The organism is Streptomyces sp. CA-288835 (genome assembly GCF_050936385.1).
GTDB lineage: Bacteria > Actinomycetota > Actinomycetes > Streptomycetales > Streptomycetaceae > Streptomyces.
The window spans coordinates 166,495-180,689 of sequence record NZ_JBNJMW010000001.1 but is presented as its reverse complement, the minus strand read 5'-3'; the positions used below and the strand labels follow the sequence as shown (position 1 = coordinate 180,689).

General features: G+C 69.0%; 11 protein-coding genes and 1 pseudogene. 3 read left to right on the top strand and 9 right to left on the bottom strand.

What is annotated here, in order from left to right; all coding sequences use genetic code 11:
- Nucleotides 1–22 precede the first annotated feature (22 nt).
- From ACQEVY_RS00910 to ACQEVY_RS00880, 7 genes and pseudogenes are all read right to left on the bottom strand, one after another.
- Nucleotides 23–2,164 (bottom strand): beta-galactosidase, encoded by a 2,142-nt coding sequence (locus ACQEVY_RS00910; protein ID WP_432943737.1) that lies wholly within the window; start codon nucleotides 2,162–2,164, stop codon nucleotides 23–25.
- A 77-nt stretch (nucleotides 2,165–2,241) separates the two neighbouring features.
- Nucleotides 2,242–2,481 carry a hypothetical protein gene (locus ACQEVY_RS00905; protein ID WP_432943735.1) on the bottom strand — a complete coding sequence of 80 codons (240 nt, stop codon included), beginning with the start codon at nucleotides 2,479–2,481 and terminating at the stop codon, nucleotides 2,242–2,244.
- A 152-nt stretch (nucleotides 2,482–2,633) separates the two neighbouring features.
- A pseudogene (locus ACQEVY_RS00900) lies at nucleotides 2,634–3,806 on the bottom strand (cellulase family glycosylhydrolase); the annotation flags it as partial.
- Between the two features lie 294 nt (nucleotides 3,807–4,100).
- Nucleotides 4,101–5,567, bottom strand: a complete 1,467-nt coding sequence (locus ACQEVY_RS00895; protein WP_432943733.1) for a glycoside hydrolase family 43 protein — start codon at nucleotides 5,565–5,567, stop codon at nucleotides 4,101–4,103.
- Nucleotides 5,568–5,606: 39 nt separating this feature from the next.
- Nucleotides 5,607–6,527 carry a carbohydrate ABC transporter permease gene (locus ACQEVY_RS00890; protein ID WP_432943731.1) on the bottom strand — a complete coding sequence of 307 codons (921 nt, stop codon included), beginning with the start codon at nucleotides 6,525–6,527 and terminating at the stop codon, nucleotides 5,607–5,609.
- Entirely contained in the window at nucleotides 6,524–7,519 is a 996-nt protein-coding gene (locus ACQEVY_RS00885; RefSeq protein WP_432943729.1) for an ABC transporter permease, read from the bottom strand. The genes ACQEVY_RS00890 and ACQEVY_RS00885 overlap by 4 nt, the downstream gene beginning before the upstream one ends.
- Nucleotides 7,516–9,195 carry an ABC transporter substrate-binding protein gene (locus ACQEVY_RS00880; protein WP_432943727.1) on the bottom strand — a complete coding sequence of 560 codons (1,680 nt, stop codon included), beginning with the start codon at nucleotides 9,193–9,195 and terminating at the stop codon, nucleotides 7,516–7,518. Before ACQEVY_RS00880 ends, ACQEVY_RS00885 begins: the two co-directional genes overlap by 4 nt.
- Before the next feature lie 306 nt (nucleotides 9,196–9,501).
- Here ACQEVY_RS00880 and ACQEVY_RS00875 point away from each other — a divergent pair, with 306 nt between their 5' ends.
- Both ACQEVY_RS00875 and ACQEVY_RS00870 read left to right on the top strand, forming a co-directional pair.
- Nucleotides 9,502–9,990 carry a glycoside hydrolase family 3 N-terminal domain-containing protein gene (locus ACQEVY_RS00875; RefSeq protein WP_432943725.1) on the top strand — a complete coding sequence of 163 codons (489 nt, stop codon included), beginning with the start codon at nucleotides 9,502–9,504 and terminating at the stop codon, nucleotides 9,988–9,990.
- The gene (locus ACQEVY_RS00870; RefSeq protein WP_432943723.1) at nucleotides 9,987–10,700 is read left to right on the top strand and encodes a hypothetical protein; all 714 of its coding nucleotides are present in this window, start codon (nucleotides 9,987–9,989) and stop codon (nucleotides 10,698–10,700) included. The genes ACQEVY_RS00875 and ACQEVY_RS00870 overlap by 4 nt, the downstream gene beginning before the upstream one ends.
- A gap of 233 nt (nucleotides 10,701–10,933) precedes the next feature.
- Here ACQEVY_RS00870 and ACQEVY_RS00865 read toward each other — a convergent pair whose 3' ends face one another.
- On the bottom strand, nucleotides 10,934–11,560 hold the full coding sequence (locus ACQEVY_RS00865; RefSeq protein WP_432943721.1) for a class I SAM-dependent methyltransferase: 627 nt from the start codon (nucleotides 11,558–11,560) through the stop codon (nucleotides 10,934–10,936).
- Nucleotides 11,561–11,971: 411 nt separating this feature from the next.
- Here ACQEVY_RS00865 and ACQEVY_RS00860 point away from each other — a divergent pair, with 411 nt between their 5' ends.
- Nucleotides 11,972–13,012: a glycoside hydrolase family 5 protein gene (locus ACQEVY_RS00860; RefSeq protein WP_432943719.1), complete on the top strand. Its 1,041-nt coding sequence runs from the start codon at nucleotides 11,972–11,974 to the stop codon at nucleotides 13,010–13,012.
- A gap of 49 nt (nucleotides 13,013–13,061) precedes the next feature.
- Here the strand turns inward: ACQEVY_RS00860 and ACQEVY_RS00855 are convergent, their stop codons facing one another.
- Entirely contained in the window at nucleotides 13,062–14,111 is a 1,050-nt protein-coding gene (locus ACQEVY_RS00855; RefSeq protein WP_432943717.1) for a LacI family DNA-binding transcriptional regulator, read from the bottom strand.
- Between the last annotated feature and the right edge of the window lie 84 nt (nucleotides 14,112–14,195).

The window sequence follows — 14,195 nt, the reverse complement described above, 5'->3', positions numbered from 1 at the left end:
GCCAAAGCCTGCTTGACGGACGTCATCGCTCCTCCGCGGGGGCGTCCGGTTCGGCGGCGAGGACACGGACGTCCCATGCACGGAGATTCACGGCGGTGCCGGCCGGGAGCGCGCCACCGTCGAGGGCGTCGGTCAGATGCACGGGTGCCGTGACGGTCGCAGGCTCCCAGCTCCAGTTGTGGACCACGTGGACGCGGCGGCCGTCGGGGGAGGTGCCGGTCGAGACCGTGACCGAGCCGGGCAGATCCCGCCAGCCGCTGCGCGGGGCGGGGGCGAGCCATACGGCGAGCGCGCGGGCGAGATCGCGGCCGGGCACGGTCCCGACGCAGGTGACGTGGCCCGCACCGTGGCGGCGGGTGGTGACGGCGGGCCAGCGCCCGAAGTGCGGGTGGTCGTACTCGGCCAGGACCTCGGCGCCCTCGCCGGCCAGGCCCTCTACCCAACGGGTGGCCACCGCGCCGCCCGGCAGCTGGAGCGGGCTGTCCGGTGCGGTGCGCAGCGGCAGGTCGGCGTGCAGGTTGCTGAACTCCTCGTAGCGGACCCCCGCGGCCTCCACCAGCCGCGCGGGCGTCACTTCGTGGCGGGCTCGCGCCTCGTGATCGCCGTAGCCGGTACGCGGCCCGAGCACGAGATGGCCGCCCGCTTCGGCGTACGCGGCGAGCCAGTCGAGCATGCCGTCGTCCGCCACGTACAGCCCCGGCGCGATGAGGACGGGGTGTCGTTCGGCAGCCAACTCCGGTGCGATACGCGGCCGTTCACCACTTGGGTCGTGCAACTGGCGGGCGTGCAGGATCCGCACCTGGCGCCCCGCCTCGAACGCGCCCCGGTAGAACGGTTCGAAGATGCCCTCGTACGCATACGCGTCCGGGCCGCCGTCGGCTCCGGCGAGCGGCGGGTGCTTGCGCATCAGCCACTTGCTCGGCGCGGAGTACACCATGGCGATGTCGGCGTCCGGGGTGATGCCGGCGACCAGGGCGCCGGCCCGCTCGAACTCCTCGCCGAGGCGGGCGAGTTCGCGGTAGGCGCGCCCGGGCCTGCCGCTGTGCGGGAGGATCCCGCCCCAGTACGTCTCGGTGCCGAAGTGCAGCGTGTGCCAGTGCCAGTACTCGATCATGCGGGCGCCGCGCGCGACCAGCGCCCACGCGGCCTGCCGCCACTGCCCGTCGAAGGCGGGCCGGTTGTCCGAACTGCCCCCGATAGCCTGGGCGTTGGTCTCCGTGATCAGGAACGGCTCCTGGCGCGAGGAGTAGATCCGGTCGGCGCTGTGGTGCAGTGCCCACGCCCCGTACGCCATCCACTGCTGCGGCAGCTTCTCGCGCGGCGGCTCGGGCATGGTGAGGCTGTCCTGCATGTCGTAGTACGGGTTGCCCGCGGTGACGTCCAGGGCGTCGGTGAGCTCGTCGTCCTCCAGGCCGGGGGAACCGTAGGCGAGGCAGGTGGTGACGAACTGCTCCGGCCGTGTGTACTCGCGCACGATGCCGGCCTGCCAGGCGATGAACTCGGCGGTCTGGCGTGCCTGGAAAGCCTGCCATGCCAGGTCGTACTGCGGCTGCGCATTGCCCTGAGGGGTCCACAGGTCGGCCCAGGTGGACAGCCGGTGCGACCAGTACACGAGCCCCCACTCGCGGTTGAGGGTCTCCACGTCGCCGTACCGCTGCCGCAGGTCGTCCACGAACCGCTGGAAGACACCGTGGTTGTGCGGCAGTCGCGGGCCGGGCTCGTTGTCGACCTGGAAGCCGATGACCGCGGGGTGGGCGGCGTAGCGGGCCGCGATCGCCCGGATCACCCGCTCCGCGTGGAACCGGAACGCCGGGTGTGTGAAGTCGACCTCCTGGCGGGCACCCCACCCGGCAGGCTTTCCGGAGGCGTCCTCGGCGGCGATCTCCGGGTACTGCCGGGCCAGCCACGGCGGCACCGCGTAGGTGGGGGTGCCGAGGACGACGGAAATGCCGCGCGTGTGGGCGCCGTCGAGGACGGGCTGCAGCCAGTCGAGCTCGAAGCGGCCGTTCTCGGGCTCCCAGGTGGACCACACCGATTCGCCGACTCGTATGACGGTGAACTTGGCCTCGGCCATCAGATCGAGGTCGGTCTTCAGACGCTCGTACGGCTGATACTCGTGGTAGTAGGCGGCGCCGAACAGGACGCGCGGGGGCAGTGTGGTCATGGGAAGTCCTCATGCAGGGTCCCGGCTGCCGGGAGTGGGACGTCGGACCCGGCAGCCGGGACGATCGGGAGTGGGGGTCAGACGGCGGAACCGGTCACCGACGTACCGGACTTGATCACCTGGTAGGTGATCTTGGCGCCGCTGTAGAAGTGGAACGTCAGTTTCACCGGGGCGTTGTCGCGCAGCGAGGTGAGGAACTTTTCGGTGAGGGTGATGGTGCTGCCCGCGTAGTCGGGGGTGAAGGAGATGTTGAACTCCTGGAACTCCGTCCAGTCGGTGGGCCCGGCATTGGTGCCGTCGCCGTACTTGGCCTCCATGGTGGCGAGCTGGTCCCCGCGGAATTGGGTGGGATGGTGAGCGCGGAGGTGGTGCCCGACGCGGCGGTCTGCTGCGGGGCGTCGTACGTCGCCACATGGAGCTTCCAGGACTGGCCCTGCGAGAACTTGGCCTGGAGCGTGGCGTTGTCACCGTACGAGCGGTCTCCGACAAGGCGGGTCAGTGCGGCGGCCTTCAGGGTGAGCTTGTCACCGGAGACCGTGTAGTCCGAGCCCGCGACCAGCTTCTGGTCACCGTGCCAAAGACCGTCGAACGACAGGCCGTTGCGGTTCAGCGTGAGCGACTGGTCCGTGATCTGTCCGGACTTGGGGACGAAGAGGCGGTCGAAGGACGTCGAGCCCGAGCGGGTGGTCCAGCTCGTCCTGATCAGGTCGAAGAGCTCCTGGTCCCGCCACTGGAAGGTCTCGCGATTGAGATAGGCGAAGGGGTCCCACAGGGCGGTGGTCACTCCGGCCCGGCGTGCCGCGTGGCCGAGGTGCTCGAAGTACTTGAGGGACTCGCCCCGCTCGAGACGGGAGGGGTGGTGGTGGTCCGGCCAGCTGAGCAGCCCGTACTCACCGAGGTAGACCGGGATGCCGCGCGCGACGAAGGTGTCGCGCATGCGCTGGAAGGCACCGTCGAGGTCCTTCCGCGCGGTCTCGTCGTAGTGGGTGCCACCCGCGATGTTCACGCTGAACGGGAACCAGCTGTAATAGTGCACGGTGGCGACCAGGTTGGGGTCGTTCAGGGACTTGATCGTGTTGTACAGCGCGTCCATGAGCGGCTGGTCAGGCTTGCAGTAGATCGTGGGCAGCATGAGCAGGCGGTCGGTGTTCTGCCCGCCCGAGCCGCGGACGATCTTGTGGAACGACGTGTTCAGCTCGTTCAGGAACGTGGCCTTCTGCTCGTCGGTGGCGTTCTCGAACTCGGGCTCGTTGATGCTCTCGAAGAGCAGGGTGCGCGGCTTGTCCTTGAACGTCGACGAGATCTGCGTCCAGAGGGAGTTGAAACGGGCCATCACGTTGTCGTGGTCGGTGGACATCTTGCCGACCCACTGCCACGAGTCGTGGTGCACGTTGAGCACCACGTAGAGCCCCTCGGCCAGCGCGAAGTCGGTGATCTCCTCCACCCGGTCCATGTACGTGGCGTCGACGGCGTACGGGGCGGTGGCGGACTGGTGGTCGGTCCAGGTGACCGGGATGCGGACGCTGCGGAAGCCCTCCGAGCGGATCTTCGCCAGGTGCGCCCTGGTGGTGAGCGGGTTGCCCCAGGAGGTCTCGTTCGGGAAGGCGTCCAGGGTGTTGCCGAGGTTCCAGCTGGGCTCCATCGCGGCGACTGTGTCCTTGGCGGACTTGGCCTTCGCGGGCACGCGCGGCACGGGTGGGGCGGCGTCGGCCGCCGGAGCGGTGAGCCCGGCGCCGAGCAGCAGGCCGGCGGTGGCGACCAGGGCGAGCAGCATGTTCGCCATGCGCCTCGGGAGTCGTCTCACGGCTTGGTACGAGTGGGTCATGTCCCTTGGGTCCCTTTCGATTTCGGGATGGGCGTGGGGGGCCCGCCTGCGGGACGTGCGTACAGGCGGAAATCCAGGGGGTTACGGTGCGCGCTCAGGTCGTCGATGTGCTCAGGTCTTCGGCGCGTACGTGAACCAGTCGGCGTGGACGGTGCCTTGGGCCGCGTACAGGCCGATGACGCGGCCCGTGAATCCGCCGGCCACCTCGGTCGACAGATAGCGGCCGTCGAGCGTGGCGAGTTCGGTGAAGGTGCCGTCCGGCTGCTCCACGCCGAGGCTGATGACGTCCGGTCCGGTGCGCGCGTCGTGTGGCCGGGGCGGCGGCGTGATCCTTACGGACAGGACGGCAGGGCCCGCGGGCACCGGCAGCGTGGCCACGGCGGCGCGGACCGAGCCGACGCGTGAGATGACCCGCACCTGGGTGCCATCCGTTTCGATGGCGTAGTGGTGCTGCTCGTCGAGGCGCACGGCGAGACCGCCGGCGCCCTGCGTCGCATCGATCAACGCGCTGGCCCGGCAGGTGAAGTGCTGTTGGCGGCGGCCGATGAAGACGGCGTCCGGTTCGTCGAGGGACGTACCGCGGGCCCGCAGAGTCAGCCGGCCGGGGCGGTCCTTGGTCGTGCAGTGCTCGGGGGACCGGTCGCGTACGGAGATCCAGGACGGGTGGAGTTCGGGCAGGTCGAAGTCGTCGCGGAACGGTTCATCGGCAGCGGTGCCTTCCGGTGAGACGATCTCGCCGACCACGGGCCAGCCGTCCTTGGTCCAGGTGACCGGGGCGAGGAAGGTCTCACGGCCCAGGACGTGCCAGCCGGGCGTACCGCCGCCCGGTCGTACGCCGAGGAACACCAGCCACCAGGAGCCGTCGGCGTCCTGCACCAGGTCGCCGTGACCGGTGTTCTGCACGGGGTGGTCGGTGCCCCGGTGGGTGAGGACGGGGTTGTCCGGACAGGGCTCGAAAGGGCCGTTCGGTGACGTGCCGCGGGCGATGGAGACGCCGTGGCCGCGCTCGGTGCCACCCTCTGCGATGAGCAGGTACCAGTACGCGCCGATCCGGTAGAGGTGCGGCGCCTCGGGGGCTTTGGCGCCCGGGGCACCGGACCACAGACTGCGCACTTCGCCGCGTGCGCGGCCTGTGTACGGGTCGATGGCGAGCTGCCCGACACCCGCGATCGTGCACCAGCATGTGCCGTCCTCGTCCCAGGCGAGGTCCGGGTCGATTCCCGGGACGTCGGGCAGCCAGGTGGGTTCCGACCAGGGCCCCGCCGGGTCGGTGGAGGTGACCAGGAAATTGCCGCCGCCCTCCGCGCAGTTGGTGACGATCAGCCAGAAGCGGCCGTCGTGGTGGCGCAGCGTCGGGGCGTAGATCCCGCCCGACGACGGCATGTCGACGGGCAGCCGCAGCTGCTCAGGACGGTCGAGGACATTGCCGATCTGCGTCCAGTGCCGCAGGCCGCGGCTGTGGAAGAGCGGGATGCCGGGGAAGTACTCGAAGCTGGAGCAGACGAGGTAGTAGTCGTCGCCGACGCGGCAGACGCTTGGATCAGGATGGAAACCGGGGACGACGGGCTGCTCGGACACCAACGGTCCTTTCACAGTGGGGCGGGAGAACAGGGCAGGTCAGCCCTTGATCGCGCCGGTGAGGACACCGCTGCGGAAGTGCTTCTGCAGGAACGGGTAGACGATCAGCAGCGGCACCAGGGTGAGGACGACCACCGCCATCTGCAGCGAGAGCGGGGCGGTCTGTGCCTGGGTGTCGCCGAAGCCCCCGTTGGTCTGGCCCGGCAGCCCGATGCCCCGGTTCACGTAGGTGAGGAGCACGTACTGCAACGGCCACTTCTCGCTGTCCGTCGGCATGTACAACATGACGTTGAAGAAGGAGTTCCAGTAGCCCACGCCGTAGAACAGGGCGATCACCGCGGTCACGGCGCGCGAGGTGGGCAGTACCACGGACCACAGGATCCGCCAGTCGCCCGCGCCGTCCATGCGCGCCGCGTCGATCAGCTCGGACGAGGTCGACGAGTAAAAGGCGCGCAGGACCAGGATGTTGAAGACGGAGACCGCGCTCGGCAGGATCAGCGCCCAGAACTGGCCGTAGCCGCCGAGCCCGGTGACGACCAGGAAGGTGGGGATCAGGCCGCCGCTGACGAACATCGTGACGATCAGTAGCCAGAGCACGACACGGTGCCCGTACGAATGCGGACGGGACAGGCCGTACGCGCACAGCACCGAGATCACCATCGACACCACGGTGCCGACCGCGGTGATACCGAGGCTCACCAGGAGCGCCGTGCGGACCGTCGGCTCGCCCAGCATCTCCTTGTACGGCTGCAGCGTCAGGCCGTCCGGCCACAGGACCAGGCCGCCCGCCCGGTTGATGGAGCCCGAGGTCGACAGGCTGGTCACGACGATGATCCACAGCGGGATCAGCACCGCGCCCACCACGGCGGTCAGCGTCAGGCCCTTGGCTGTCTGTCCGAGCGCGGTCGGCGGTTCCTCCCACGGCGCCCGCTCCGCCTTGATCGTGAAGATGTTCGTCATTTCCGGTACAACCCGTCCTCGCCGAAAGCGTGGGCCAGGCGGTTGGCGCCCCAGATGAGCAGCAGTGAGATCACGCTCTTGAAGAGGCCGGCCGCCGCGCCGTAGCCGTAGTTGCCGGTGGCGATGCCGTAGTAGAAGGAGAAAGTGTCGAGCACGTCGGCCGTCTCATGGCCGACCGCGTTGCGCTGGATCAGGAACTGCTCGAACCCGACGGTGAGGGCGTTGCCCAGGCGCAGGACCAGCATCAGGACGATGACCCCGCGCAGCCCCGGCAGCGTGATGTGCCAGGTGCGCCGCCACCGGCCCGCGCCGTCGGCGGCCGCCGCCTCGTACAGATCGGTGTTGATCGCGGCCAGCGCGGCGAGGAAGACGATGATCCCCCAGCCCGCTTCCTTCCAGATCGCCTGCGAGGTGACCAGAAGGGCGAACGTGTCGGGGTTGGTCATGATGTCCCACGTGCCGATGTCGTGGGTGCGCAGGAAGTGGTTGAGCACGCCGGCGCCGCCCAGCATCTGCTGGAAGATCGTGATGGCGAGGACCCACGAGAAGAAGTGGGGCAGGTAGACGATCGACTGGATGAAGTTGCGGATCCGCTCGCTGAGCAGCGTATTGAGGAGCAGCGCCAGCGCGATCGGTACGGGGAAGAACAGGATCAGCTGGACGAAGCTGAGATAGAGCGTGTTCTGCAGCGCACCCCAGAACTGCACGTCGTTCAGGAGCTGTTGGAACTGGTCGAGCCCGGCCCACTCGCTGTTCCGGATTCCGGTCAGCGGGTCGTAGTACTGGAAGGCCGTGACGAGGCCGACCAGTGGTGCGTAGTTGAAGACCAGGAGCAGGACGACCGTAGGGACCGTCATGATCAGCAGCGAGCGGTCGCGGCGCAGCCTCATCCGCCAGGTGAGCCGCTGAGGCTGCCGCGCATCAGGCGGCTCGGCCTGAGGCGCCCGGGCCCGACGCCGCTTGGTGGGCGTCGATGCGTCGGTGGTACTCACTGGCCGGTCCCGTACTTCTCCAGGACGTTCTCGGTCATCCAGCGCTTGAGCCGGTCCCCGCTACTCGACTGCCAGCTCGAGATCGCGGCCTGGACGTCCTTGACCGACTTCTTGCCGAAGTAGCAGTCCTTGACCGTGTCGTTGACGGACTGCGCCGCTTCGGCCGTGGCCATCTGCTGCTGCATCGCGATGTTCATGTTCCAGAAGACCGGCTTGTACAGGCGCTTGACGTTCCTGGCCTGCCAGGCGGCGTAGTCCCGGGTGACGTCTTCAGCGCCCATGCTGCTGATCACGGCGGTCGGCGAGGCGAGGAAGGGGTACGTCGGCACCTGGGTGGACTTCTTGCCCTCGGCGGTGGCCGTCGGAACACCGTCCTTCAGCGTGTGGTGCACGCCCTCGACACCGAAGTTCGTAAGGGTGTACTCGCGTGAACCGTAGGGCGCGGCAAGGTAGTTGGCGACCGCGAGCAGTTCCTTGATCTGCGCGGGCTTCAGCCTGGCGTTGAAGTAGCTGACCAGGCTGGTGGAGGCGCCCATGAAGGTACGCGGGGTGCTCTTGCCGTCGGCGGCGAAGACGTCGAACGCGCCGCGCCGGTAGTTCTCGTTCGCCGCCCGGCCGGACTCATGGTCGGCCAGAGTCCAGGCCCCGGTGCCGCCGCCGCTGATGAGCACCTTGCCGGAGTAGAAGCGGGTGAGGCTGCCCGCGTTGTCGCCGGCCAGCGCATCGGGGTGCATGTAGCCGGACTTGGCGAGCTTGTGGTGCCAGTCGAGCGCCTCCAGGTACTGCGGTGTCTCGAAGACGTGGACCAGCTTGTCGTCCTCGACCTGCCACTTCTGGGCCGCGCCGAAGAGGGGGTAGAGATAGGTCCATACGTCGTCGAAGGCCCACACGCCCCGCTTGGCGTCGGTGAGTTCCTTACCCAGGCTCATCAGGTCGGCGGCGGACTTGACCTGATCGGCCGTGATGCCCTTTGCCTCCAGGATGTCCCGCCGGTAGAACGTGGCGCCGGGGACCACGAAGCGGCTGGCGGAGCAGGGTATGCCGTAGATCTTGTCCCGCCAGGCGCCGACGTGCCAGGCGGCGGTCGGCAGGGCGGCGAGGTTCGGGTACTTCTTGATCTTGTCGCCGGACACGTACGGGGTGAGATCGGCGAGTTGGGACCCGGCCAGCTGCCCCACATTGAGGTTGCTGTTCCACCAGGTCGGCAGCTGGATCCAGTCGGGCAGCCGCTTGGCCGCCGTCATGGTCGGCACGATGGTGGCGTAGTTGTTGCCGTCGGCAGGCTTCATCGTCAGCTCGACGCCGAGCGCCTTGCTCATGGCCTGGTAGAAGGAGTTGCCCGGCGACGGCACCGTGCCCCACAGCGGAGTGACCGCGGTGTACTTTCCTCCGCTGCCCGGCACCCCGTCGACGGTCGTCGCGCGCTCGGACGGGTAGCGCAGGAAGCCCGGGTCCGTCACCGCGCCCTCGCTACCCTGGACCGGCGCAATGTCGGGCTTGACAGCGTTGCGCGGTACGTAGTCCGGCAGGGCCGCCTTCAGGCCGGACTTGGAGTTGCCGCCGGTGTTCTGCTCGCCCCCGCCTCCGCAGGCCGACAGCAGGGGACCCGCTGCGGCGACCGCGGCGACCGACGCTGCCGCGCCGACGAACCTTCTGCGGTTGAACTCTTGAGTCATGAGGGTGGCCCTTTCGCCCTAGGGATCGCAGTCGGGATCGCACGGGAATCACGCTCGGTGGCGGCACAACTGTCGAAGCGCTTCACTTGGAGGTGGAAGCTAACGAGCTGTTTCGTTCGAAACAAGGGGTCCAACATGAAGAAACTTTCTTCAGTTCGGAGCATTGACACCCTGTGATGGGGGGTGGGTGCGTCGATGTGCTTCCCCAACTTTCCTCTGCCTTCCGCATGTTGATGCTGCCATCCGGTGGGTTTTGCTCACCCGCCCGCTGCTGACCGGCCCGCGTTCCATGATCCCGCCCGTGCCGTGTCGAAGCGCATCGACAACCTGGTCGAAGGGCTCACGCTCGACGAACGTTTCGCAATGCTGCATCAGTACGCACCGGCCGTGCCGCGCCTCGGCATCGCCCCTTCCGCACCGGCAGCGAGGCCCTGCACGGCGTCTCCTGGCCCGGGGTGGCGACAGGCCTCGGCGCCCGTGCTCAACCTGCTGCGCGACCCGCGCTGGGGGCGCAACGAGGAGGGCTACTCCGAGGACCCGGTGTACACCGCCCGGATCGGCGAGGCGTTCTGCAGCGGCCTGTCCGGGTGCCACCAGACCTACCTGCGCGCCGCCCCGGTGTTCAAGCACTTCCTCGCCTACGAGGACGACCGCCGGACCACCTCCTCCGGGCTGCGCCCGTGCGTGCTCCAGGAGTACGACCTGGCCGCCTTCCGCCCCGTCGTCGCCTCCGGCGCCGCGACCGGCGCCATGGCCGCGCGTACAACCTGGTCAACGGCTGTTCCTGTCACGTGAGTCCGCTCGTCGAGGCAGAACTCCGCCGCTGGGCCGGGCCGACCGGGCGCGAACTGTTCGCGGTCAGCGCCGCCGAAGCGCCCTCCAACCTCGTCGACCTGGAGCATTACTTCGACGACCACCCCGAGGGCTACGCGGCTGCCCTCAAAGCCGGCATCGACAACCTCACCAACCAGCACGAGGACAGCGCGACCATGACCTCTCGGCTGCGCGAGGCACTGGAGAGCGACCTGATCGACGAGGGGGACGTGGACCGCGCCGTGCGACGACAGCTGGAACTCCGCTTCCGGCTTGGCGAGTTCGATCCCGATCTCGACCCGTACGCCGGGAACGGCCCCGAGGTGATCGACTGCTCCGCGCACCGTGCCCTGGCCCGGAAGGCCGCGACCGAGTCGGTCGTATTGCTCAAGAACGAGGGGCTGCTGCTCCTCGATCGGTCGCGCACACCGCGGATCGCCGTCATCGGCCCGCTCGCCGACACGCTGTACGAGGACCGGTACGGCGGCACCATGCCCTACCAGGTCCGCATCGCCGCCGTACTTAACGCGGCACGCGGCTGCCACGGCGGCGAGGTGATCCGCGTGGAGGACGCCGACCGGATCGCGCTGCGCTCCCGCACCACCGGTGAACCGCTCGGCAAGGCCGCGTTCGACGTGACCGACTGGGGCGGCGGCGCACTGACCCTGCGCTCCACCGCCGACGGCCGCTAGCTGAGCCTCAAGGACGACGCCTCAATGGTGGCCGACCAGGAACTGCTCAAGAGCTGAGAGATCCACGAGACCTGCCGACTGGAATCGGCCCTGACGACGGCTCCGTACTGCTGCGCTCCGTGCTCACCGGACAGTACGCCGCCGTGGACCCCGCCGACGGCCGGGTCACCATCACCGCCGACACCCCGAAGCCTCCGAGCGCCGGCAGCGGGAACTGGTGCGCGACGGCACGGTCAGGTGGTGGGGCGGGAGTGCACGCTGACGGCGTAGCCGCCGCCCTGAGAATAGGGCTCGCCGCCCCAGGTGGCGTAGCGCTGGCTCAGGGTCAGCCCGGCCTGGGTGCACCAGTGATCGAACTCCGTCAGAGTCACTGGAGGTTCCGGCAGCGGCAGGTGTGCCGCGTCCAGCCCCATGCCCGTGACCAGCAGTCCGCCGGGACGCAGGGCGGCGGACAGTTGCTGTACGACGGCTGATTCGGTGCCGGAGGCCAGCAGGGGGATGACGTTCCCGGCGGCAACCACCAGGTCGAAGCCCGGTTTCAGGCCAAGGGCATCCAGGTGAGCCAGGTCGCCGTGGACCCATTCCAGCGCGGGGGCGTCACCGCGGGCGACAGCGAGCATGGAAAGGTCGGTGTCCACGCCGGTGCAGTGGTGGCCCAGCTCGGCGAGCCGGATCGCGACCCGGCCAGTGCCGCAGCCGGCGTCGAGGATCCGGGCGGCGGGCTTCAGCAGTGCGGCGCAGAAGGTGGCCTCGCCGTGGATGTCATGGCCCGATTCGGCGAGCCGCGCGAAACGCTGGGCGTACTTCTCTCCGGCTTGTCCGCCTGTCAGTTCCGCCCAGCGGTCGCGTTGCCTGCTCATGTTCTGCGTGCCTTCCAGTCAGCCTTGGTAGCAGAGGCGAGGACGCCGCCATCGTGCTTGCTCGTCGGTAAAGACCTCGGAGCCTGCTACGAAGGTACGCGGGCGTGGCGCGTCTCAGCGAGCAGTCGCCGGACCGGATCGGGCCAGTTCGTCTGGGGACGCGGTCCCTGGCCGCCCCACGCGCACATGCGGCCGTTGCGAACGGCACGGAGCTGTCCCCGCGTGTGTCGCTTGCGGGTCCGTCGTGGCTGGGTGCGGGACGTGGGCAGCTTGTGGTCCTGCGTTCTTGATGAGATTTGGTGTGCAGATGTGTTGACCTCTGTTCGAGGTCTCTTCTACGTTGCGGGAGCCACAGAGCCGCCTGACCTGTAGTCGAGGTTTCGCGGACACAACTGCACAGAAAGGGATGTCGTGCCACGAAAGAACCCTCGCGGGACAGCTTGCCTGGGGGCATTGCTGGCCGCCGCCACGGCATTCTGCGGAGCCCTCGCCTCCCCTGCGTCCGCCGCTCCCGCAGCCTCCTCCGGTCACGCCTCGCCTCCGCCTGTCAGCGCGTTCCAAGGCGTCAACTGGGCCGACCCGCGCGACAATTACGCCGACGACGCGGTCGTACCCTCAGGCCTGTCCACCTCCGACAGCTACGCCACGACCTACGCCAAGTCCCGGGCGATCATCGGCGGGTTCTCCAAGCTCGGTGCCAACACGGTCCGGCTGCCGGTCAACCCCAGCTCCGTGAACGGCCCCTTCTGGAAGTCGTACCGTGGCGCGATCGACGCCGCCACCGCCAAGGGCTTCAAGGTCATCCTGGGCTACTGGGAGGGCGACAACGCCAAGGACGGCAAGATCGACAACCAGGCCTCCTGGGACCGGATGTGGGCGCGGATCACCTCCGCCTACGCCCGCAACTCCAAGGTGTACCTCGAGCCGATGAACGAGCCGTTCGGCTACACCGCCCAGGAGTGGACCGACATCGCCGCGAAGTGGGTGACCACCCACCGCAAGGTGCCCCGCGACCGGATGGTGATCGGAGGCTACAAGTACAGCGAGGACGTCAAGCCGGTGTGCGCCGACCCGCGCCTCAACGGCACCCGCATCGCCCTGCACAACTACGGCTTCTGGCACACCGACTGGACCAGCGTCGACCAGTGGAAAGCGGACTTCAAGGAGCGCATCGGCGACTGCGCATCCCGCACCATCCTCGACGAGTTCGGCGCTTCCATGACCACCGGCCTGGACTACAACGGCCCGGTCAACGGCTCCAACGAGGTCGCCTACATCCAGGCCGCGACCGACATCATCCGGGACATGGGCCTGGGCTCGGTCTACTGGCCCGGCCTGCGCAACGGTGACACCTACTCCCTCACCACCCTCCAGGGCACGGGCACCAAGCTCAGCCTGAAGCTGAACAACCAGAGCGGGCTCGACCGCCTGCACTGGGCCTGGAGGAAGTGACAGCGGTGCGATAGCCGTGGTGCCCCGCGCTTGAAGACAAGCGCGGGGTTCAGCGGGGTTCAGCGGGCGGAGCTGTCGTGCTCCGGACGACGAGGTGGGGCGCGATGACCTGTTCCCCGACGGCAGCCGTCTCATCTGCGGTCTCATCGGCCTCGAGGCGCGCGATGGCCCGGCCGACGGCGAGTTGGGCGATGCGCGGGATGTTCTGACCGACGGTGGTGAGGTCGATATGCGCCAGTCGGGCCAGGTGGCTGTCGTCGAAGCCCACGACGGAGATGTCGTCGGGGACCGCGACGCCGGCGCGGAGGAAGACGTCGAGTACGCCGGTCGCGCAGCGGTCGTTGAAGGCCATCACGGCGGTGGGGTGCGGGCGGTCGGCCATCAGAGCGCGGGCGGCATCGGCGCCGTCCTCCTCGGTGAGCCCGCCGGGGAGGATGCGGATGTGCCTGGCCAGGCCGTGGCGGTTCATGGCGGTGCGGTAGCCGCGGCGCCGGTCGGCCGCGCCCGGTGCCCGGCCGCCGTCGATGTGGGCGATGTCCCGGTGGCCCAGCTCGACCAGGTGGTCCACCGCTTGGCGGGCTCCCTTGTCGTCGGCGGTCCGTACGACCTCCAGGCCCGGAATGGAAGGCCGTAGCCGCCGGGCCACGGAGACGACCGGCAACTGCCCGGCCAACCTCGCCAGTTGCGCGGCCGGGGCCTGCGGGCCGAGCAGGATCAGCGCCTCGCAGCGGTCGTCGAGCAGCGTCTCGACGGCGCGTTGCTCGCCGCGCCCGGCGGCCACGGCGCTCAGCGCGATCTGGTAGCCGGCCGGTTCGGCCGCCGCGTAGAGGCCCTCCACCAGGTCGGTGTGGAACGGATGCTGGAGGCCGAACTGCACCCCGAGCAGCCGGGAACGCTGGCTGCGCAGCAGCCGCGCCCGGGCGTCCGGACGGTAACCGATCTCCCGCGCGGCCTGAAGAACGCGCTCGCGGGTTGCCGCGCTCGCGCCCTTCGCCTCGCGCATCACGATGGACACCAGCGCCGTGGACACACCCGCCCGCGCCGCCACGTCTGCAAGCGTCGGCCGCTTACCGTCGGGGGCCGCTGAGCTGGCCGGCACTTTGTCCTCCGTGCGTGGTCGGGGCTAGTCGCTTGGGCGCCGATTGTAAAACGTTCTAGCCTTTTGCGGCGGGGGAGTGCGGTC

Coding starts and splice junctions, on each gene's coding strand:
- ACQEVY_RS00880 (WP_432943727.1), bottom strand. CDS start 9,195: ATGACTCAAGAGTTCAACCGCAGAAGGTTCGTCGGCGCGGCAGCGTCG.
- ACQEVY_RS00890 (WP_432943731.1), bottom strand. CDS start 6,527: ATGACGAACATCTTCACGATCAAGGCGGAGCGGGCGCCGTGGGAGGAA.
- ACQEVY_RS00865 (WP_432943721.1), bottom strand. CDS start 11,560: ATGAGCAGGCAACGCGACCGCTGGGCGGAACTGACAGGCGGACAAGCC.
- ACQEVY_RS00910 (WP_432943737.1), bottom strand. CDS start 2,164: ATGACCACACTGCCCCCGCGCGTCCTGTTCGGCGCCGCCTACTACCAC.
- ACQEVY_RS00905 (WP_432943735.1), bottom strand. CDS start 2,481: ATGGAGGCCAAGTACGGCGACGGCACCAATGCCGGGCCCACCGACTGG.